The 20,757-nt window shown below is 60.9% G+C and carries 18 protein-coding genes and 1 riboswitch; of the genes, 8 read left to right on the top strand and 10 right to left on the bottom strand.

From position 1 onward, the window contains the following. Nucleotides 1-20 precede the first annotated feature (20 nt). From BM403_RS08935 to ahcY, 3 genes are all read right to left on the bottom strand, one after another. On the bottom strand, nucleotides 21-1,103 hold the full coding sequence (locus BM403_RS08935; protein ID WP_093542504.1) for a hypothetical protein: 1,083 nt from the start codon (nucleotides 1,101-1,103) through the stop codon (nucleotides 21-23). Nucleotides 1,104-1,181: 78 nt separating this feature from the next. Continuing rightward, nucleotides 1,182-2,027 (bottom strand): methylenetetrahydrofolate reductase [NAD(P)H], encoded by an 846-nt coding sequence (gene metF, locus BM403_RS08930; RefSeq protein WP_015886308.1) that lies wholly within the window; start codon nucleotides 2,025-2,027, stop codon nucleotides 1,182-1,184. 186 nt (nucleotides 2,028-2,213) lie between these two features. Beyond that, the gene (gene ahcY / locus BM403_RS08925) at nucleotides 2,214-3,623 is read right to left on the bottom strand and encodes an adenosylhomocysteinase (RefSeq protein WP_015886307.1); all 1,410 of its coding nucleotides are present in this window, start codon (nucleotides 3,621-3,623) and stop codon (nucleotides 2,214-2,216) included. Nucleotides 3,624-3,644: 21 nt separating this feature from the next. Further along, a riboswitch (S-adenosyl-L-homocysteine riboswitch) is annotated at nucleotides 3,645-3,751 on the bottom strand. 198 nt (nucleotides 3,752-3,949) lie between these two features. On the opposite strand from ahcY, the gene BM403_RS08920 reads away from it, so the two are divergent. From BM403_RS08920 to BM403_RS08910, 3 genes are all read left to right on the top strand, one after another. Beyond that, nucleotides 3,950-4,354 (top strand): acyl-CoA thioesterase, encoded by a 405-nt coding sequence (locus tag BM403_RS08920; protein WP_010207175.1) that lies wholly within the window; start codon nucleotides 3,950-3,952, stop codon nucleotides 4,352-4,354. A gap of 97 nt (nucleotides 4,355-4,451) precedes the next feature. Further along, a complete protein-coding gene (locus tag BM403_RS08915; RefSeq protein WP_093542502.1) occupies nucleotides 4,452-6,383 on the top strand; it encodes a patatin-like phospholipase family protein in 1,932 nt (643 codons plus the stop codon). Nucleotides 6,384-6,454: 71 nt separating this feature from the next. Next, nucleotides 6,455-7,342, top strand: coding sequence for a formate/nitrite transporter family protein (locus tag BM403_RS08910; protein ID WP_015886305.1), 888 nt, complete (start codon nucleotides 6,455-6,457; stop codon nucleotides 7,340-7,342). Here the strand turns inward: BM403_RS08910 and BM403_RS08905 are convergent. Next, nucleotides 7,336-8,595, bottom strand: coding sequence for a cation:proton antiporter (locus BM403_RS08905; protein ID WP_093542500.1), 1,260 nt, complete (start codon nucleotides 8,593-8,595; stop codon nucleotides 7,336-7,338). The genes BM403_RS08910 and BM403_RS08905 overlap by 7 nt on opposite strands. 194 nt (nucleotides 8,596-8,789) lie before the next feature. Here BM403_RS08905 and BM403_RS08900 point away from each other — a divergent pair, with 194 nt between their 5' ends. Further along, nucleotides 8,790-9,176 carry an MAPEG family protein gene (locus BM403_RS08900; protein ID WP_043206031.1) on the top strand — a complete coding sequence of 129 codons (387 nt, stop codon included), beginning with the start codon at nucleotides 8,790-8,792 and terminating at the stop codon, nucleotides 9,174-9,176. A gap of 194 nt (nucleotides 9,177-9,370) precedes the next feature. Here the strand turns inward: BM403_RS08900 and BM403_RS08895 are convergent, their stop codons facing one another. Continuing rightward, the gene (locus BM403_RS08895; protein WP_015886302.1) at nucleotides 9,371-10,555 is read right to left on the bottom strand and encodes a murein transglycosylase A; all 1,185 of its coding nucleotides are present in this window, start codon (nucleotides 10,553-10,555) and stop codon (nucleotides 9,371-9,373) included. 129 nt (nucleotides 10,556-10,684) lie between these two features. On the opposite strand from BM403_RS08895, the gene BM403_RS08890 reads away from it, so the two are divergent. Beyond that, on the top strand, nucleotides 10,685-11,134 hold the full coding sequence (locus BM403_RS08890; RefSeq protein WP_015886301.1) for a c-type cytochrome: 450 nt from the start codon (nucleotides 10,685-10,687) through the stop codon (nucleotides 11,132-11,134). A gap of 6 nt (nucleotides 11,135-11,140) precedes the next feature. On the opposite strand, the gene BM403_RS08885 is transcribed toward BM403_RS08890, so the two are convergent. The 5 genes from BM403_RS08885 to BM403_RS08865 all read right to left on the bottom strand — a co-directional run bounded on the left by BM403_RS08885 (nucleotide 11,141) and on the right by BM403_RS08865 (nucleotide 16,117). Further along, complete coding sequence (locus BM403_RS08885) at nucleotides 11,141-11,536, bottom strand: DUF1090 domain-containing protein (RefSeq protein ID WP_015886300.1); 396 nt, start codon at nucleotides 11,534-11,536, stop codon at nucleotides 11,141-11,143. 42 nt (nucleotides 11,537-11,578) lie between these two features. Next, nucleotides 11,579-13,243, bottom strand: a complete 1,665-nt coding sequence (ligB, locus tag BM403_RS08880) for an NAD-dependent DNA ligase LigB (protein ID WP_093542498.1) — start codon at nucleotides 13,241-13,243, stop codon at nucleotides 11,579-11,581. A gap of 95 nt (nucleotides 13,244-13,338) precedes the next feature. Continuing rightward, nucleotides 13,339-13,689: a hypothetical protein gene (locus BM403_RS08875; RefSeq protein WP_043206029.1), complete on the bottom strand. Its 351-nt coding sequence runs from the start codon at nucleotides 13,687-13,689 to the stop codon at nucleotides 13,339-13,341. A 222-nt stretch (nucleotides 13,690-13,911) separates the two neighbouring features. Then, the gene (gene metK / locus BM403_RS08870) at nucleotides 13,912-15,102 is read right to left on the bottom strand and encodes a methionine adenosyltransferase (RefSeq protein WP_015886297.1); all 1,191 of its coding nucleotides are present in this window, start codon (nucleotides 15,100-15,102) and stop codon (nucleotides 13,912-13,914) included. Nucleotides 15,103-15,121: 19 nt separating this feature from the next. Continuing rightward, nucleotides 15,122-16,117, bottom strand: coding sequence for an ArsR/SmtB family transcription factor (locus BM403_RS08865; RefSeq protein ID WP_015886296.1), 996 nt, complete (start codon nucleotides 16,115-16,117; stop codon nucleotides 15,122-15,124). A 259-nt stretch (nucleotides 16,118-16,376) separates the two neighbouring features. On the opposite strand from BM403_RS08865, the gene tkt reads away from it, so the two are divergent. From tkt to BM403_RS08850, 3 genes are all read left to right on the top strand, one after another. Next, complete coding sequence (gene tkt, locus BM403_RS08860; protein WP_015886295.1) at nucleotides 16,377-18,374, top strand: transketolase; 1,998 nt, start codon at nucleotides 16,377-16,379, stop codon at nucleotides 18,372-18,374. Nucleotides 18,375-18,512: 138 nt separating this feature from the next. Beyond that, complete coding sequence (gene epd / locus BM403_RS08855) at nucleotides 18,513-19,568, top strand: erythrose-4-phosphate dehydrogenase (protein WP_015886294.1); 1,056 nt, start codon at nucleotides 18,513-18,515, stop codon at nucleotides 19,566-19,568. A 17-nt stretch (nucleotides 19,569-19,585) separates the two neighbouring features. Beyond that, nucleotides 19,586-20,749 carry a phosphoglycerate kinase gene (locus tag BM403_RS08850; RefSeq protein ID WP_015886293.1) on the top strand — a complete coding sequence of 388 codons (1,164 nt, stop codon included), beginning with the start codon at nucleotides 19,586-19,588 and terminating at the stop codon, nucleotides 20,747-20,749. The last annotated feature ends 8 nt before the right edge of the window (nucleotides 20,750-20,757 follow it).

Raw genomic sequence — 20,757 nt, 5'->3', positions numbered from 1 at the left:
ACGCGCATCCGCGGGCGGGGCTATTTGGCGGGTGAGGTCATCAAGTGTTCGTAGATCGCTGTGCGCCGCTCGCCGAGAATCAGGCGTACCACGGGGTTGGCGAACCAGTGTTCCAACTGATGCGCGTCAAGCGGGCGCTTTTGACGTTCCTCTTGGTTTTGTCGGGCTTTGTCCCACCAAACCGGGCCACATGCCTGATCGAATTCGTTCTCGTGCTCGTAGCAGCCGTAGAGGATTTCGCGGATGAACTGCTGCTGGTGCTTGGGTAACAGCAGTGTGATCAGCTTGTACAGCAAGCGCTGCGGGCGGGGAGGGCGCGGCAGGTGCGAGGAGACCTGGCGGGTGTCGGCCAGTGCCAATGCGCTGGTAGGGGCGGCCGCATGCTTGGCGATCCAGGCCTTGACCTTGGCGCGAAACAGTTGCTTGCGACTCCAGTAATGATGGATCAGGTCGGGGCACTCGCGCACGTTGACGCTGCGATAAGCGGCAATCGACAGGCAGAACTCTTCGAGGGTGTAGGCGCCCTCGGCATAGGGAAACAGTTCGTCCATCAACGCGATGGAGCGGTCGAGGATGTGCGCGTCCTGTTGCGTCAGGCCCATGACCCCGGAATTGAGGGTCATCATGTCATCGTCGGCGACGCCCATGTCCAGCAGGCGCTGGCGCAGCGCGGTGTACAGAATACTTTCGGGGTTGTCGCCGTACCGGGTGTAGAAGGCGTTGCACAGCAGGGTGCCGGGTTGCACGCGCTCGAACAGGTCCATCGGTGAATGATGGAAGAACGTGTCGGTGTCGATCAGCATGGCCACCGGCGACTCTTCCAGCACTTGGCGCAGCACCACATGTTTGGTGCGGAAGTGATAGCCGTGGGGCTCGCTCCAGCGTTTGCGAGTGGCTTCGTCCAGCGGGCGCACGCGCACCGGCAAAAGGCGATAGGGCTCGGGGTTATCGCTGAATACCTGGATATCCACGGCGGCGTCCGGGGTGTCGTTCAGGAAGGCCAGCGCGCTGGCGATGCTGAACACCGCTTCCTGGTGGTAGGTCTCGGAGCCGAAGACCAGGTAGACCAGTTGCGGGCGGGAAGTCGTGGACACTGTATTCATGGACTGCTGGGTTCCGTGGGCATGTAAAACGACAAAGGCCCTCGTCGAGACGAGGGCCTTGGCACAGCCGGACAAGCTTCAGCGTGGCAGCTTGAGGTTGTTCCAGATGGCAAGGCTGGGTTCAGCCTGGTTCAGGGTATAGAAGTGCAGGCCTGGCGCGCCACCTTGCAACAATTCTTCACACATTGTGCTGATGACCTGTTCGCCGAACGCCTGGATGCTCTTGACGTCGTCGCCATAGGCTTCCAGTTGTTTGCGCACCCAGCGTGGGATTTCGGCCCCGCAGGCGTCGGAAAAGCGCGCCAGCTTGCTGTAGTTGGTGATCGGCATGATGCCCGGCACGATCGGGATGTTCACCCCCATGGCCCGTACACGCTCGACGAAGTAGAAGTAGCTGTCGGCATTGAAGAAGTATTGGGTGATCGCGCTGTCGGCGCCGGCGTTGGCCTTGCGCACGAAATTCTGCAGGTCGTTTTCGAAGTTGCGGGCCTGGGGGTGCATCTCCGGGTACGCCGCCACTTCGATGTGGAAGTGGTCGCCGCTTTCTTCACGGATAAAGCTCACCAGGTCATTGGCGTAGCGCAGCTCACCGCTGGCCATGCCCATGCCGGACGGCAGGTCGCCGCGCAGGGCGACGATGCGCTTGATGCCGGCTGCCTTGTATTGGGTCAGCAGGCTGCGCAGGTCGGCTTTGCTGTCGCCCACGCACGACAAGTGCGGAGCGGCGGGAACTTTGACTTCACTTTCCAGCTGCAGCACGGTGTTGATCGTGCGATCACGGGTCGAACCGCCGGCGCCGTAGGTGCAGGAGAAGAAGTCGGGGTTGTAGCTGGCCAACTGCTTGGCAGTCGCCATCAGTTTTTCATGCCCAGCATCGGTCTTGGTCGGGAAGAATTCGAAGCTGTAGCGACGGTCTTGGGACATGGTAATACCCTTTGAAACTCAGAATGCCGACGGTGCCCCCCTGTAGGAGCGAGCTTGATGTGGCGAGGGAGCTTGCTCCCGCTGGAGTGCGAAGCGCTCCCAAAATCTTGGGGCCGCTTCGCAGCCCAGCGGGAGCAAGCTCCCTCGCCACAACAAGCCCGCCCCAGCAAAGCAGGGGGCTGTTACTCAGTAACGGTAAGCGTGCGGCTTGAACGGACCTTCAACGGTCACGCCGATGTAGTCGGCCTGGGTCTTGGTCAGTTGAGTCACCACGCCGCCGAAGCCGCGGACCATTTCCAGGGCCACTTCTTCGTCGAGTTTCTTCGGCAATACTTCCACGGTCAGGCGCTCGGCTTTCTGGGCGGGCGACAGGTCGGCGTACTTCTGGCCGAACAGGAAGATCTGGGCCAGGACCTGGTTGGCGAACGAACCGTCCATGATGCGGCTAGGGTGGCCGGTGGCGTTGCCCAGGTTAACCAGGCGGCCTTCAGCCAGCAGGATCAGGTAGTCGTCGTTCTGGGCGTCGAACGCGCCAGCACCGGTACGGTGAACCTTGTGTACCTGTGGCTTCACCTCTTCCCATGCCCAGTTCTTGCGCATGAAAGCGGTGTCGATTTCGTTGTCGAAGTGACCAATGTTGCAGACAACAGCACGCTTCTTCAAGGCTTTGAGCATGTTCGCGTCGCAAACATTCACGTTACCGGTGGTGGTCACGATCAGGTCGATCTTGCCCAGCAGGGCCTTGTCGATGCTCGCTTCGGTGCCGTCATTGACGCCATCGATGAACGGCGAAACCACTTCGAAGCCGTCCATGCAGGCTTGCATGGCGCAGATCGGGTCGACTTCGGAGACCTTGACGATCATGCCTTCCTGACGCAGGGACTGGGACGAGCCCTTGCCCACGTCACCGTAGCCGATCACCAGGGCTTGCTTGCCCGACAGCAGGTGGTCGGTGCCGCGCTTGATGGCATCGTTCAGGCTATGACGGCAGCCGTACTTGTTGTCGTTCTTGCTCTTGGTCACCGAGTCGTTGACGTTGATGGCCGGGATTTTCAGCTCGCCCTTGGCCAGCATGTCCAACAGGCGGTGTACGCCCGTGGTGGTTTCTTCGGTCACGCCGTGGACGCGGTCCAGGATTGCTGGGTACTTCTTGTGCAGCAACTCGGTCAGGTCGCCGCCGTCGTCGAGGATCATGTTGGCATCCCAAGGCGCGCCATCTTTCAGGATGGTTTGCTCCAGGCACCACTCGTACTCTTCTTCGGTCTCGCCTTTCCAGGCGAATACCGGGATACCGGCAGCAGCGATGGCGGCAGCGGCCTGGTCTTGAGTCGAGAAAATGTTGCAGGACGACCAGCGTACTTCGGCACCCAGGGCAACCAGGGTTTCGATCAGCACGGCGGTCTGGATGGTCATGTGGATGCAGCCGAGGATCTTCGCACCCTTGAGCGGTTGCTCAGCGGCATACTTGCGGCGCAGGCCCATCAGGGCAGGCATTTCGGATTCGGCGATAAAGGTTTCACGACGGCCCCAGGCGGCGAGGGACATGTCGGCGACTTTGTAGTCGTTGAAATCTGCAGGCGTGTTTACTGCGCTCATGAAGAGCCTCCATTCGTAGTGTGCGAATGGGCGCCGTTGTGCGTTTAGTATCAGGCCAGGTGTACCAGGCCGGACAACGCCCCATCCGAGCCTGACAGGTTGAACCTGCTGCAGCGCCCCTCGGACAGGTGGCGGGAGAACGGTATCAACTGAAGATGACCGTTTTGAAGCGGGGGCGATTATAGCCGTGTGCGCCAGACTTCCCAAGCCTTTCTGTCGGCAACATGAAGATCGCACATAGGCGTGATAGGCAATGGCTCATAGAGCTTGGGGCCGGGCTCTGCCATGATGTTGCCCATCATTTCGCAACACGCTTTGGAGTGACCATGAACTTCCACACCCGCAAATGGGTAAAACCCGAAGACCTCAACCCCAACGGCACCCTGTTCGGCGGCAGCCTGTTGCGCTGGATCGATGAAGAAGCGGCGATCTATGCCATCGTCCAGCTGGGCAACCAGCGGGTGGTCACCAAGTACATCTCCGAAATCAACTTCGTCAGCGCCTCGCGCCAGGGCGACATCATCGAACTGGGCATCACCGCCACCGAGTTCGGCCGCACCTCCATCACCCTGACCTGTGAAGTACGCAACAAGATCACGCGTAAGAGCATCCTCACGGTAGAGAAAATGGTCTTCGTCAACCTCGGTGAAGATGGCCTGCCAGCGCCTCATGGCCGTACCGAGATCCGGTACGTGAAGGACCAGTTCAAGGACGACAGTCTTCCTGAGTAACAAACCCTCGGCGTGATTTGCTTTACCAAATCATTCCGCATGGATCTCTGCCAGGCTCTCTCATCACTCAGGACCACACCCTGTAGAGAGCCTGCGTATGAAAGTGATTAACTCGATCGCCCGGAATCAACCCGCATGGAGTGATAAGGCTCATTCCCCGACCCAGCACACTGTGAAGACGGCGCTGGTGGAGGGCGTGGGCGAGCGCAATGTGACGCTTCTACGCGATAGTAAGGGGCGGGTGGAGGTGATTTTATCGGCGCCGCCCGTCACGAGCCTGGTGTTGAGCGGTGGAGGCGCCAAGGGCGTCGCCTTTTCGGGGGTGGTGCAGGCGCTTGAGGACGCCCGGAAGCTGAACGGTATTCAGTCGATATCCGGCTCATCCGCCGGTGCGATTTCGGCGGCGTTGATTGCCAGCGGAATGGGCGCTGCGGCATTTGACCGGTTGTCGGACAGCATCGATTTACCGAGCCTACTGAACAGCCAGGACGCCGTGACGGCCTGGATGCAGGATGCCTGTACGACACTTGGCAAATGTGCGGGGCGTTTGCCCGGTGGTGTCGGCACTATTTCCCGTTTGTTGATGACCTTGGCGCCGCGCCTGCAGACTGAAGCCCTTCCCCTTGAGGAACTGATCCGCAACGAGTCGCGCGCGTCGATTCTTGGTCATATCGCGCAAAGCCCTCGAGAAACCAGGCCGACCGAAGTCATGAGCATTGCTGACAAGCTGACTGCGGGTGGCGCACCCACGTTTGGTGATCTCGAGGTGTTGAGCCGGTATATTCCTGCGATCAAGCAACTCAGTATCACCGGTAGCGGCATGTTTGATGGCCGCCCGCAATTAGTGATGTTCAATGCCAGCCTGACTCCAGCGATGGATATTGCCCGGGCCGCGCATATTTCGGGTTCGTTACCGGTGGTGTTCAAAAATCCGGTGGAGCAAGGTCATGCCTTCCAGGCATCAGCTGAAAAAACCGCATTCAAGGATGGTGGGTTGCTGCTCAACACTCCGGCGCCAGGTGTTGTGGCGCGGCCATGTCCCGATAGTCCGCTGAACAAGCCTGAATCGCTGATCGTTAAATTTGAGTCCAGCTCTTCTGCTGCATCCGCTCGCAGTGGCAGTTTTTTCAGCAGTCTGGCCGACCATCTCGTGGGCGTTGAGCATTCGGCCGCTGGAGCGTTTCAGGATAAAAGGCTCGAAGCGTTCGCCGATCAGATTGTGACACTGCCCCTGAAGACCGAAAAAGGCGACTTTACGGGTCTGCTCAATGGCACGGTCAACTTCACTATGCAGGATGAGCAGAAGCAACTCCTGCAGACGAAAGCGCGACAAGCGGTGGAGACGCATTTGGAGCGACGGACCAAGGCACTTGAGCATCATTCGTTCCAATCACTGAATGAAGCCGTGCTGGCCATGGATGATGAAATGCTCGCCAGCGTGCAACCCACGCTGCAAAGCGACCCGGCGGTCGCGGATGTGCTGATGTTTCGAAAAAACGCGCAACAGGCGTTGCGAAACCTGGATGGTGCGATCACCCAGGCTAATCAGTCACAGGGCTCGCTGGTGTTCACGCCGAACATTTCATCGGCCCTGCGTAACTTGGATGCCCTTGCCCGACGGCCAGAGCACATCGACTGGTTGGGGCGCAGCCTCAATGTTGCAAGTCAGCGCAACTTTCAGCAATTGCTGCAAGTGGCGGCCAAACAGATCGAAAGTGATGCAATGCCTCTGTCCAAAGTCATCGGCGGTGCAGTGACCGAAATGAAAGTACGCGATATTTCGATGAAAGCTGAAAACTTCACACGGGAAGTGATCTACCCCTCGTTGTTTCGGCCAGGCCAGCCCAAGTCTAACGTTGAACTGTTGCACCGTGCGGCTCAGGACCTGGCTCGGGCTACTACCCCCAGCGAATTCAACCAGGTACTCGACACCATCAGTGGTCACTACAAAGCGCGTAACAAACCCTGGGACAAGGCGCGCCGCTCAACCACCGTGGAGATGGCAAAGGCCTGGAAGGTGCAGGTTTAGTTGTGTGGCCACTGAACAGCTACTGTGGCGGCGTGTCGTAGCTACAGGCACCCCTAGGACTCTGGAACATCATGGCCACTCAAGCAGACGGCAAGACCCCAAACCTGTCGCAGGAAGAGCAACAGGACGTGGACAAGAACCAACCACCCCGTGCGGCGGTGTTGCATGAAATCATCCGTACACAGGGTGACCAGGAACTGGAGCGCAGTGTTGCTGCCTTGTGGTGGTCGGCATTGGCGGCCGGGTTGACCATGGGCCTTTCGCTGATGGCCATGGGGTTGCTCAACTCTCGGCTGCCGGATGGCGAGAGCTTTAAGGTTATCGCCAGCTTCGGCTACTGCGCAGGGTTCCTGGCAGTGATCCTGGCGCGCCAGCAACTGTTCACCGAGAACACCCTGACCGCTGTTTTGCCGGTGATGAGCAAACCCACGCTAGGCAATGCCGGGCGATTGTTACGGCTATGGACAGTGGTGCTGGTGGGTAACCTGTGCGGCACCTTGCTGGTGGCTTATGTGATGTTGCACCTGCCGATCTTCGACACCAAGACCGACCTGGCCTTCCTGGAAATCGGCCGCAAGATCATGGAAAACGACGCCGGCCAGATGTTTGCCAAGGGCATCGTCTCCGGCTGGATGATCGCCACCATGGTGTGGATGATCCCCTCCATGGAAAGCGCCAAGATGTGGATCATTATTCTGATCACCTACCTGATGGCTCTGGGTGACTTCACCCATATCGTCGTCGGTTCCGCCGAGGTGTCGTACCTGGTATTCGCTGGCGAGTTGCCGTGGAAGGATTTCTGGCTGGTGTTCGCCGGGCCGACCCTGGCGGGCAATATCATTGGCGGCAGCTTTATCTTTGCGCTGATCAGCCATGCGCAGATTCGCAGCGAAAGCAGTCTGCCGGGCAAGAAAGCTGCGGACCCGAGGCATCCGCAGCAGATCGACAAGGCTCAGTGAGCGTCCGGCGCGGCCTGGGGTTCGTCCCGGGTCACGCGCTTGACCAGCTTGCCGATGCTCAACCCCTGCAGCAGGATCGACGAGAGCACCACGATGTAGGTGATGCTCAGCAGCAAGTCGCGCTCCGGGCCCAGCGGCAGGGCCAATGCCAGTGCCACGGACACCCCGCCACGCAGGCCACCCCACGTCAGGATGCGGATGGTCCCGCGTGGCACTGTGCGCCAGCGCCGCAGCAGCAGGATGGCCGGTGCAACCGTCAACAGACGCGACAGCAGGATCGCCACGGCCAGCAAGCTGGCGGCGAACACGTGCAGCCAGTTAAACGGCAACAGCAGCAGCTCCATGCCGATCAGTGCGAACAGCAGTGCATTGAGCATGTCATCGAGCAATTCCCAGAAGCCATCCAGGTAGCGCCGGGTCATGTCGTTCATTGCCAGTTTGCGCCCCAGGTTGCCGATGATCAGCCCGGCGACCACCATCGCAATCGGTGCCGAGACGTGCAGTTCGGTGGCCATCGCCGAGCCGCCGATGACCAGGGCGAGGGTCAGCATCACCTCGATCTGGTGCTGCTCGATGCTCTTGATCATCAGGTACACCAGGTAGCCGATCAGGCCACCGAACACCACGCCGCCAATCGCCTCATGGGCAAACAGCATGGAGGTGGCGCCCACCGTCGGCGTTTCGCCTAACTGTGCAATGCCCAGTAAAACGGTGAACACCACGACGGCCGTGCCATCGTTGAACAATGATTCGCCGACAATGGTGGTCTTCAATGGCTTGGAGGCGTTGGCGGTACGCAGCACGCCCAATACCGCGATCGGGTCGGTTGGGGAAATCAGCGCACCGAACAGCAGGCAGTAGAGGAAGCTGACGTGCCAGCCGAAGAGGGCAAAGATGTAATACGCCAGGCTGCCGATCACCACGGTCGCGATCAATACGCCGAAGGTCGCCAGCAGGCCGATGGGCCAGCGGTAGCTGCGCAGGTCGTTGAGGTTTACGTGCAAGGCACCGGCGAACAGCAAGAATGAGAGCATCCAGTTCATCAGCAGATCGCCGAAGTCGATCTGGCCAATCAGTTGCTGGATGCGCTCCTCCAGGCCTGGATAGCCGAGAAAACTCAAGCCTTGCAGGATCAGCGAAAACAGCAGGGCCGTGACCATCACGCCGATGGTGGGCGGCAGGCCAATGAAGCGGAAGTTCACATAGGTGAGCAGGGTGGTGAGGCAAATGAAGGCGGCGACAAGTTCAAGCATCCGGGGTCCTTGGAAGTTGGGTGGAAGAGCGTTAATTGGGGGATGGACCGCAACCCCTGCACAATGTTGCAGGGCTGGGGGCAAATCACCGATAGAACCTTTTGCGGGGCTGGCGGCTCATAGCGATGGGTGCGGCGTTTCATGTTGAGTGCTAAAACTCTAAATTCTGCTTCAAACTAAAAAAGGAATCAGTGATGACGGTGGCCTTCTGGTGTGTGTTGATCGCAATTTTTCTGCCTTATCTGTGCACAGGCGTGGCCAAGTTCAGCGGTGGCAAGTTCGGGCCGCGGCAGAACCACGACCCTCGCGCGTTCCTGGACACCCTCGAAGGGGTTGCCAAGCGTGCCCACAGTGCTCAACTCAACAGCTTTGAAGTGACGCCGGCATTTGCGGCGGCAGTGATTATCGCGCACTTGGCCGGTACGGCTGAGTTGGTCACCATCAATGTGCTGGCTGTGCTGTTTATCACCAGTCGCCTGCTGTACATCATCTGCTACCTGGCCGACTGGGCGATCGCTCGCTCACTGGTGTGGTTCGTGGGTATGGCGCTGATTGCGAGTTTCTTCTTCGTCTCGATCTGAAGGCTGAAGCAGAGCCACTGTGGGGGCGGTGTTTGTAGTGAGCGGGCTTGCCCCGCGCTGGGTGGCGAAGCCGCCCCGGAACCATACGCCTCGGTGTGCCTGAATAAATGGGGTGAGGCTGATGGGGGCTGCTGCGCAGCCCAGCGCGGGGCAAGCCCGCTCACTACGGTAAACCGAGTGTGGCGGAGCGTTTTTCAGCTACCGACAGGTGCATCCGGCACTTGCGGCAATGCTGCGCCCTTGGGCCACAACATCCAGATTTGCCCCTGCTGCTTCATGTTCCCCGCCAGTTCACCCGCCGCATCGCCAGTGCCCCAGAACAAGTCCGCGCGCACTTCACCCGTGATTGCACCGCCGGTGTCCTGTGCTGCTACCGGGCGGGCGATGGGCGAACCATCCGGCTTGGTGGTCGAAAGCCACAGCAGACTGCCCAACGGAATCACCTTGCGATCCACCGCGACGCTGTAGCCGGCGGTCAACGGTACGTTCAAGGAACCGCGCGGGCCTTCATTGCTGTCGGGCCGTGCGCTGAAAAACACATAGCTTGGGTTGCTCGCCAGCAGCTCCGGAATACGCTGCGGATGCGCCTTGGCCCAAGCGCTGATGGCGCCCATGGTCACGTCTTCCTTCTTCAGCTCGCCTTGTTCCACCAGCCAGCGACCGATCGGGCGGTAGGGGTAGCCGTTCTGGTCGCCATAACCGACGCGCAGTTGGCGCCCACCGGCCAGTTGAATGCGGCCCGAGCCCTGGATTTGCAGGAATTGCAGGTCCATCGGGTTCGTCAGCCAGGCGATCGGCTTGGCCGTGGAGCCCTGGCCGTTGATGGCGCTGGCGTCGTCGTAGGGCTTGAGCACGCGACCTTCCAGGCGACCGCGCAGGCGCTTGCCCTTGAGCTCGGGGTAGATGCTTTCCAGGTTGACGATGATCAGGTCGTCCGGCACGCCGTACACCGGCACGTTGGCCTTGGCGGTCTTGGTCAGGCTGCCGGGGTAGACCGGTTCGTAGTAGCCGGTGATCAAGCCGTTCGGGGTGTTGTCGGCCGAGCGCAGGCCGAACACATCCAGGCGCTCCTTGAGGAATCCGCGCACCGCCACGGCATTGCTCGGCACTGTGGCGGCTGCCGCACAGGTCGCGCCCCACACCGGGTCGGCCTTGAGCCGTTGGCAGGCGCTGCGCCAGGATTCAAAACCGGCCAGCAGATCGCTGTCGGATACCGTCGGCAAGGCTTCCCACGGTGCGCTCACATAGGTGGCGACGGCGTGGGGTTTGGAAGTTTCATCTTTGGCTGTTTCTTTGCCCGCGTCGCAGCCGGCCAGCAGTGCGATCATCGGCAGAGCCCACGCCAGGCGGCGGCTCCAGGGTTTCAAGCTGACATTCATACAAACACTTCCTGAAGCGATTGCCCGCGTAGCAGCGCTGTTGGGCAACCCTTATTAATAATAGGGCTATTGGTCTTTGCGGGCGGGGCGAGGATACTGGCCGCCGTTTTCCGTGACCTCGAAGCCACCATGACTTTTAAACGACTGACCGTTGTACTGCTGGCCTGCCTGACGTTGTCCGCCTGTGGCGGCGTTGATCCGAATTCGCCGCTGGGCCAGCGCAAGGCGATCTTCAAGCAGATGCTCAAGACCGGCGAAGACCTGGGCGGCATGCTGCGCGGGCGCATCCCGTTCGACGGCGCGAAATTCGCCGACGGTGCGGTCAAGCTGGACGCGTTGTCCCATGAACCATGGAAACATTTTCCGAGCGTGCGTGAAGAGGATCACACCAGCGCCAAGGACGATGTCTGGCAGAAACAGGCGCAATTCCAGCAACTGGCCCGCAACCTTGAAGCGGCCACCGGTGAATTGGTGACCGCCAGCCAAGTGCAGCCTTACAAGGCCAGCAACCTGGGGCCTGCGGTGCAGAAAGTCGAAGATGCCTGCAGCGCCTGCCATAAACAGTTCCGGGACCACTGACTGGTTTTACTGGTCGAGTTCTTCCACGGCGTCCTGCAGTTCCTTGCGGGACTCGGCGAGTTTGTCCTTACGCTTGTTGATCTTGTCCGCGTCGCCTTTTTTCATGGCCTTGTCGAGGTCGGCCTGACGGCGGCTGACTTCATGCTTGGCGTCGAGCACCTTGTTTTCCCGCTCTTTCCTCAGGGAGGCGTCGGTGCAGTTGGCAGTGACTTCGCTCAGGGCTTTTTCCAGGCCGGCTTGTTGTTCGCTGTTGCCGTGGACCTTGGCTTGTTCGATCTGGGTGCTGATGGCTTGGCGCTTGGCCGCGCAGCCGGTGAGCTGAGGGGCTTCTTCGGCGGCCAGCAGCGGCGTGGCCATGAAGCTTGCGACGGTCAGCAAGGCAAAGGGGGCTAGAAATTTCATGTGGGGCTCCAAAGTCGCAATCTGATGGCGCGGACAGCGGGTTCAAAAACCGTCTATCCCCGCCACGCGTAATGTTTCAGCCAAGGCCTGTACGTGCGGGTCGCGAAAAAAAGCGCTCAGTTGCGCTGCGCGGCCCGGGCCGATGCCATCGATGGCCAGCCAGGCCTGGGTGTCTCTGGCGACCAGCGTCTGCCAGTCGCCCTCCAGGTTATTACGTGCCGCAGGCGGTACACCCAAGGCCTTGAGCCATTGTGCGAAGGGCCGTTGCCGCGCGCTGTGGAAGCTGTCGACCACGCGCGCACGGGTGCGATCACCGAAGCCATCAATGTTAGCAAGCTCTGCCGTATCCAGGGTTAACCAATCGAGAAAGCCTGCGATTAGACCGGCCTGGATCAATACGTTCCAGGTCTCGCGGCCTATGTGTGGCAAGGCGAGGCCCTGGTTGCCGCTCAGCCAGGAAAGGCGCGCCAGCAACTGCTCCTCGCAACCGGGGTCCAGTTGCCAGCAACTCAAGGCATGGAATTTCCCCGGATTGGGCACGGGCAAGTCCGCCCTTGTGCTGCTGCGCAGGATGACCTCATCCAGCCGAGGGATCACCTGGCCCGCCAGGCTGATGGAGACGTGGTCGCCAGGGCGGATATCCAGCGATTGCCAGCGCTTCAATGAGCCGGCGCTCACCCGGCTGATCTGCCGGTCATCCAAGCGCACCGGTTCCAATTCCAGCATGGGTGTGATGCGCCCGGTACGGCCGATCTTGAATTGCACGTCGCGCACCAGCGCCAGGGCCTTGGTCGTCGGGTACTTCCAGGCGGCCGCCCAGTAGGGGGTACTGACCTGCCAACGCTCGGCGGGGGCGTGCTGGGCCTGGTGCAGCACCACCCCATCGCTGGCGAAAGGCAGTGGATTACCGTACCAATAGGCGCGCCAGTGCGCGGCTTCGCTGATGTTCCGGATGGGCTGGCTGAAGCGCTGGGTGTCAGTGAACCCCCAACGTTTCAGTGTGGAAAGGCGCTCGGTAAAGGCTGCCGGCCCTTGTGGCCAAGCCCAGACGAACAGGCCAATACCGGCGGCATCGGTGTCGCCCAAGTGTTTGCGGTTCATCAACCCGGCCACCTTGCTGCGGGCATTGAGACCGCCGCTTGCCGATTGCACATGGTCGTCGAGGCGCCAATAGAGTTCGCCTTGCAGCACCACGTCGATGGGGTCGGGCAACTGCTGGACAATGCCGGGGATTTTGCGCGCGGAGGCAGACCAGTCGTGGCCCATGACACCATCGCCTCGGCTGATGACTTGGCGCAGGCGACCCTGTTGATACACCAGGGTTACCGCCACTCCGTCCACCTTGGGTTGAATCCAGACATCCTTTCGTGTGCCCAGCCAGGCGTCGACTGCGTGTTCGTCCAGCAGTTTCTCCAGGCCTGTATGCGCAACGGGGTGAGGCTGGGCGCCACGTGAACTCGCCAGTGGGTTGTTGGGTGTGGCGGTGGGGGCGGGGAAGCACTGATGCCACTGAGCCAGGCGCTGGCGCGCCTGGTCGTAGAGTTCGTCGCTCACCGGGGACTGGCCAAGCCGGTGGTAACTGTCATCCCATTGGCGTATCTGTTCGGCCAGGGTACTGACGTGTGCTCGGGCTTCATCGGAGCACGCTTGGGCCCACACCCAGCAGGGTAGGGCGCTGAGTAAAAGGGCAAACAGTAAGTGCATCATGAGCATCCTTGCTCGGAAAGGGTGCCCAGCCTAAATGATCCACGCGGCCACAAAAAAGCCCCGGCAGTGCGGGGCTCTTTACGGGGTGTTTCTATTTACTTGAACAGGCCGCCCAGTGCTTTCACCGCGTCGGGCTTATCGGCCTTGGCCTCTTGGGTTTGCTGCTTGGCGTCGGCTTTGGCCTGGGCCTCAGTGAGTTTGTTACAACCTTTGTTGATCTGGTCCTGCGCCGCTTTGAAGGCTTTCACTTTCAAGCTGTCCTTCTGGGCCTCGGCTGCATCGATCTTGGCTTGCAGGTCGTTGGCTTGCTTCTGGCAGTCGCCGGAGTTGCCGCCGCCCAGTTGGGAGCTCAGGGCACCACTCAGTGCGCTCAGGTCGGCGGCGTTTGCCGGCAGGGCAAACAGGCTGAGCAGGAGGGCGGCAGGGGCGAGCGTGGAGATGCGCATGGAAAACCTCAATGTTCGATTGCCTGCGCGCTGATGAGTCCCGGGCTGGCGCAGGGCAATATCCAAATAAGGTGACGGGCCCGAGAGGGCGCGGATTCTAGAGGGCCATCATTGAGCCTGCAAGGTTTGGATCCAAAAAACGTGAAGGCCATCGCGCAAATGATTGCGCAATAAAAAGCCCCGCCGGGCGAACCCGGCGGGGCTTTTGTGTACCGAGAGCGATTACAGGCCGGCGGCAATCCGCAGGTCGTTGGCGCGGTCGGTTTTTTCCCAGGTGAAGGTGGTGAAGGTGTCGTCGCCGACCGTCTTCTGCGCAGGGGTACGACCGAAGTGGCCGTAGGCTGCGGTTTCCTGGTACATCGGGTGCAGCAGGTCGAGCATGGTGGTGATCGCGTAAGGGCGCAGGTCGAAGATCTCACGCACCAGCTTGACGATCTTGTCATCGCTGATCTTGCCGGTGCCGAAGGTATTCAGCGAGATCGACGTAGGCTGGGCCACACCGATAGCGTAGGACACCTGGATCTCGCAACGCTCGGCCAGGCCGGCGGCGACGATGTTCTTGGCCACGTAACGACCGGCGTAAGCGGCGGAACGGTCAACCTTGGAAGGATCTTTACCCGAGAACGCGCCACCGCCGTGACGGGCCATGCCGCCGTAGCTGTCGACGATGATCTTGCGACCGGTCAGGCCGCAATCGCCTACCGGGCCACCGATGATGAACTGGCCAGTCGGGTTGATGTGGAACTGGGTGTCCTTGCTCAGCAGCTCGGCCGGCAGCACGTGCTTGACGATCAGCTCCATCACGCCTTCACGCAGGTCGGCGTAGGACACGTCCGGGTTGTGCTGGGTCGACAATACAACGGCGTCGATACCCACGACTTTGCCGCCTTCGTAACGGCAGGTGACCTGGGACTTGGCGTCCGGGCGCAACCACGGCAGCAGGCCGGACTTACGCGCTTCGGCCTGACGTTGCACCAGTTGGTGCGAGAAGGTGATCGGTGCAGGCATCAGCACGTCGGTTTCGTTGCTGGCGTAGCCGAACATCAGGCCCTGGTCGCCGGCGCCCTGGTCTTCCGGCTTGGCACGGTCGACGCCTTGGTTGATGTCTGGGGACTGCTTGCCGATGATGTTCATCACGCCGCAGGTCGCGCCGTCGAAACCGACGTCGGAGCTGGTGTAGCCGATGTCGGTGATCACGTCACGGACGATCTGCTCCAGGTCGACCCAGGCGGTGGTGGTCACTTCGCCAGCGATGATCGCTACACCGGTTTTCACCAGAGTCTCGCACGCCACACGGGCGAACTTGTCTTCAGCAATGATGGCGTCCAGCACCGCGTCAGAAATCTGGTCGGCGATTTTGTCCGGATGCCCTTCAGACACGGACTCGGAGGTGAAAAGGGAGTATTCGCTCATCTCGATGTTTTCCTGATATTTACCGATGGTGAGTGTCGCCAGCCGGCCGCTGAAAATGGCGGACCTGGATCTGGAAACCATTACGTAAACCTACATAGAGGCTTTCCCCGGGAACGAGTCCCGCAGCGGTGGCCCAACGGGCCAGATCGTCCTGTTCAAAACCCAACCATAGATCACCGCAGGCCTCCCTGGCCCAATTCTGGTTGTGGCTGCATAAATCTGTCACCAGCAGGCTACCGCCGGGGTGCAGCAGCCCGGCCATTTGCTTGAGGGCGTCGGCGGGGGCGGCGAAATGGTGCAAGACCATATTCAACACCACGCAGTCGGCCTTTAACGCCGTGCTATTCAATGCGTCCGCCAGCTGCAGGCTGACATTGCCCAGCGCTTCGCGTTCGCACAGCTGGCGCGCCAGTTCGAGCATCGCCGGGCTGTTGTCCAGCGCGGTGACCTGCTGGAAGCGCCGCGCCAGGTCCGGTAAGAAACCGCCGTCGCCTGGGCCGACCTCCAGCGCGGTGGCCTCCTCACTGAAGCTCAGCTTGTCGAGCAGCGCCAGTACGCTGTCGCGGTATTGCGGCAAACCGGCGATCAAGTCCTGTTGGGCGCGAAATTTCTCGGCGACCCGTGCGAAAAAGTCCTGGCTCGCGGCGGCGCGTTGCCCATGGACTTGGCCGATGCGCGACTGCACATCGCCCGGCAGGCCCAGGTTGTCCACCTCTTCGAGCAGCGCGGCGTGCAGCTTGCCGCCAAGCAACTCGGTGTGAGGCAGGGCGCGACGGTAGAAAATCGCATTGCCTTCGCGGCGGGTAGCCACCAGGTCGGCCTGGGCCAGCACCTTCAAGTGATGACTCATGCCGGATTGGCCGATGGCGAAGATCTGCGCCAGTTCCAATACGCCGAAGGAATCGTTGGCCAGTGCGCGCAATACGTTCAAACGCAACGGGTCGCCAGCGGCCTTGCATAAGGCTGCCAGTTCATCGCCGTCGTCAGGACGCAGGGAGGGCATGGGTAGGTTCATAAGGCCAGCAGTCTAGAGACGGGTGGGAGTCCTCGCAAGGCCAATATCAAAAAGTTTTGATATTGATCGATAAGTGGCGGTTATAAGCAGCCGCTATAACCTTTAGACGAACCGGTTAACGGTTTCTGCAAGCGAATGCCGCCCAAAGCACAGGAAAAACACCCACAAGTGACTATCTGTCATTGCCCGCAGGCGGTGGCTGAGGGAAAATGCCGGTCCTTTTTTCCGTTTCTTTTCAGCAAACCCCAGGAGATCAGCGATGCCCAGCCGTCGTGAGCGTGCCAACGCCATTCGTGCCCTCAGCATGGATGCCGTGCAAAAAGCCAACAGCGGCCATCCCGGTGCCCCGATGGGCATGGCGGATATCGCCGAGGTACTTTGGCGTGACTACCTGAAACACAACCCGAGCAACCCATCGTTCGCCGACCGTGACCGCTTCGTGCTGTCCAACGGCCACGGCTCGATGCTGATTTATTCGCTGCTGCACCTGACCGGCTACGACGTCACCATCGATGACCTCAAGAGCTTCCGCCAGCTGCACAGCCGCACCCCCGGCCACCCTGAATTCGGCTACACCCCAGGCGTCGAGACCACCACCGGTCCCCTGGGCCAAGGCCTGGCCAACGCCGTGGGCTTCGCGCTGGCGGAAAAAGTCCTGGGCGCGCAGTTCAACCGCCCCGGCCACGACATCGTCGACCACCACACCTACGTGTTCCTGGGTGATGGCTGCATGATGGAAGGCATTTCCCACGAAGTCGCTTCCCTGGCCGGTACCCTGGGCCTGGGCAAGCTGATCGCGTTCTACGATGACAACGGCATCTCCATCGACGGCGAAGTCGAAGGCTGGTTCACCGATGACACCCCTAAGCGTTTCGAAGCCTACAACTGGCAGGTGATCCGCAACGTCGACGGCCACGATCCGGAAGAAATCAAGATCGCCATCGACACCGCCCGCAAGAGCGCTCAGCCGACCCTGATCTGCTGCAAGACCACCATTGGTTTCGGTTCGCCGAACAAGCAGGGCAAAGAAGACTGCCACGGCGCCCCGCTGGGTGACGCGGAAATCGCCCTGACCCGTGAAGCACTGAAGTGGAACCATGGCCCGTTCGAAATCCCGGCCGACATCTATGCCGAGTGGGATGCCAAGGAAAAAGGCCTGGCCGCCGAAGCCGAGTGGGACCAGCGTTTTGCGGCCTACTCCGCCGAATTCCCGGAGCTTGCCAACGAACTGGTACGCCGCCTGGCCGGTGACCTGCCTGCCGACTTCTCGGAAAAAGCCTCGGCCTACATCGCCGAAGTCGCGGCCAAGGGCGAGACCATCGCCAGTCGTAAAGCCAGCCAGAACACCCTGAACGCCTTTGGCCCGCTGCTGCCTGAGTTCCTCGGCGGTTCCGCCGACCTGGCCGGTTCCAACCTGACCCTGTGGAAAGGCTGCAAGGGTGTTTCGGCTGAAGACGCCAGCGGCAACTACATGTACTACGGCGTACGCGAGTTCGGCATGAGCGCCATCATGAACGGCGTGTCCCTGCACGGTGGCCTGGTGCCTTACGGCGCGACCTTCCTGATGTTCATGGAATACGCCCGCAACGCCGTACGCATGGCCGCGCTGATGAAGAAGCGCGTCATCCACGTGTACACCCACGACTCCATCGGCCTCGGCGAAGACGGTCCGACGCACCAGCCGGTCGAGCAACTGACCAGCCTGCGTACCACGCCGAACCTGGATTGCTGGCGCCCAGCCGACGCGGTCGAATCCGCCGTGGCCTGGAAGCACGCCATCGAACGCAAGGACGGCCCTTCGGCGCTGATCTTCTCGCGCCAGAACCTGCAGCACCAAGCGCGTACCGACGCACAGATCGCCGACATCAGCCGTGGCGGCTACGTGCTCAAGGACTGCATCGGCGAGCCGGAGCTGATCCTGATCTCCACCGGTTCCGAAGTGGGCCTGACCGTCCAGGCCTACGACAAGCTGACCGCCCAAGGCCGCAACGTGCGTGTTGTGTCCATGCCATGCACCAGCGTGTTCGAAGCCCAGGACGCCGGCTACAAGCAATCGGTGCTGCCGTTGCAGGTCAGCGCGCGTATCGCCATCGAAGCGGCGCATGCCGACTACTGGTACAAGTACGTGGGCCTGGAAGGCCGCGTGATCGGCATGACCACCTACGGTGAGTCGGCGCCGGCGCCAGCGTTGTTCGAAGAGTTCGGCTTCACCCTGGAAAATATCCTGGGTCAGGCTGAAGAGCTGCTGGAAGACTAAGTCAGTCTGCGTTGTCTGTACTGGTGCCATCGCGGGCAAGCCCGCTCCCACATTTGGATCGCGGTCTAATGTGGGAGCGGGCTTGCCCGCGATGGCGTCAGAACATTCAACACCGAACTAACATTGATCGAGAACCCCATGCCCCAACCGCGTCCTTACAAAGTTGCACTCAACGGCTACGGCCGCATTGGTCGTTGCGTCTTGCGTGCTCTGTTCGAGCGAGGGGCGGCTGCCGGGTTTGAAATTGTCGCGATCAACGATTTGGCCGACATGGCCAGCATCGAATACCTGACACGCTTTGACTCCACACACGGCCGGTTCCCCGGCGAAGTGCGGGTCGAGGGCGATTGTCTGCATATCAATGGCGACTGCGTGAAAGTCCTGCGCAGTGCCACCCCCGAGGGCATCGACTGGGCGGCGCTGGGCGTCGACCTGGTGTTGGAATGCTCCGGTGCTTATCACACCCGTGCCGATGGCCAGCGTTTCCTCGACGCTGGCGCACCGCGTGTGCTGTTTTCCCAGCCGATGGCAAGCGAGGCGGATGTCGACGCCACCATCGTCTACGGCATCAACCAGGATTGCCTGACCGGCAACGAGCTGCTGGTGTCCAACGCCTCCTGTACCACCAACTGCAGCGTGCCATTGTTGCGCCTGTTGGATCAGGCGATCGGGCTGGACTACGTGTCGATCACCACGATTCACTCGGCGATGAACGACCAGCCGGTGATCGACGCCTACCATCACGAAGACCTGCGCCGCACGCGCTCGGCGTTCCAGTCAGTGATTCCGGTGTCCACCGGGCTGGCACGCGGTATCGAGCGACTGTTGCCGGAACTTGCCGGGCGAATCCAGGCCAAAGCCGTACGGGTGCCGACGGTGAACGTGTCCTGCCTGGACATCACCATGCAAACCGTCAGCGACACCGATGCGACGGAGGTCAACCGGATCCTGCGCGACGCCGCCAGCAGCGGGCCGCTCAAAGGCTTGCTGGCCTACACCGAGTTGCCCCACGCCAGTTGTGATTTCAACCATGACCCGCATTCGGCCATTGTCGATGCCAGCCAGACCCGCGTTTCCGGCCCGAGGCTGGTGAACATCCTGGCCTGGTTCGACAACGAATGGGGTTTTGCCAACCGAATGCTCGACGTTGCGGAACATTATCTGCATATCGCCTCTAAACAACCTCAACAGTAATTCAGGAACTGCCACCCATGACCGTGTTGAAGATGACCGACCTCGATCTGCAAGGTAAGCGCGTACTGATTCGCGAAGACCTCAACGTCCCAGTCAAGGACGGTGTTGTCACCAGCGATGCGCGAATCCTGGCCTCGCTGCCGACCATCAAGCTGGCCCTGGAAAAAGGCGCGGCCGTGATGGTCTGCTCCCACCTGGGTCGTCCGACCGAGGGTGAGTTCTCCGCCGAAAACAGCCTCAAGCCGGTAGCCGAGTACCTCAGCAAAGCCCTGGGCCGCGACGTGCCGCTGGTGGCTGACTACCTGGGTGGCGTTGACGTGAAGGCCGGCGACATCGTGCTGTTCGAAAACGTGCGCTTCAACAAAGGCGAGAAAAAGAACAGCGACGAGCTGGCCCAGCAATACGCTGCGCTGTGCGACGTGTTTGTGATGGACGCGTTCGGCACTGCTCACCGCGCCGAGGGTTCGACCCACGGCGTGGCCAAGTTCGCCAAGGTTGCCGCTGCTGGCCCGCTGCTGGCGGCTGAACTGGATGCACTGGGCAAGGCCCTGGGCGCTCCGGCGCAACCGATGGCCGCCATCGTCGCTGGCTCCAAGGTGTCCACCAAGCTGGACGTGCTCAACAGCCTCAGCCAGATCTGCAATCAGCTGATCGTCGGCGGCGGCATTGCCAACACCTTCCTGGCCGCTGCCGGTCACCCGGTCGGCAAGTCCCTGTACGAGCCGGACCTGCTCGACACCGCTCGTGCCATCGCCGCCAAAGTCAGCGTGCCGCTGCCGGTGGACGTGGTCGTCGCCAAGGAATTTGCCGAAAGCGCCGAAGCCACCGTCAAGCTGATCGCTGATGTGGCTGACGACGACATGATCCTGGATATCGGCCCGCAAACCGCGGCCAACTTCGCCGAACTGCTGAAAGCTTCCCAGACCATCCTGTGGAACGGTCCGGTCGGCGTGTTTGAGTTCGACCAGTTCGGCAACGGCACCAAAGTGCTGGCCAAGGCCATCGCCGAAAGCTCGGCATTCTCCATCGCCGGCGGCGGCGACACCCTCGCGGCCATCGATAAATATGGCGTTGCTGACCAGATCTCCTACATTTCTACCGGTGGCGGCGCATTCCTTGAATTCGTCGAAGGCAAAGTCCTGCCGGCCGTTGAAGTGCTGGAAACCCGGGCCAAAGGTTAAGGCGCGTG

It is taken from the genome of Pseudomonas sp. OV546 (assembly GCF_900116845.1).
GTDB classification, from domain to species: domain Bacteria; phylum Pseudomonadota; class Gammaproteobacteria; order Pseudomonadales; family Pseudomonadaceae; genus Aquipseudomonas; species Aquipseudomonas petroselini.
Note: the sequence above shows the minus strand (reverse complement) of the source record. Positions and strands in the feature narration are given on the sequence as shown.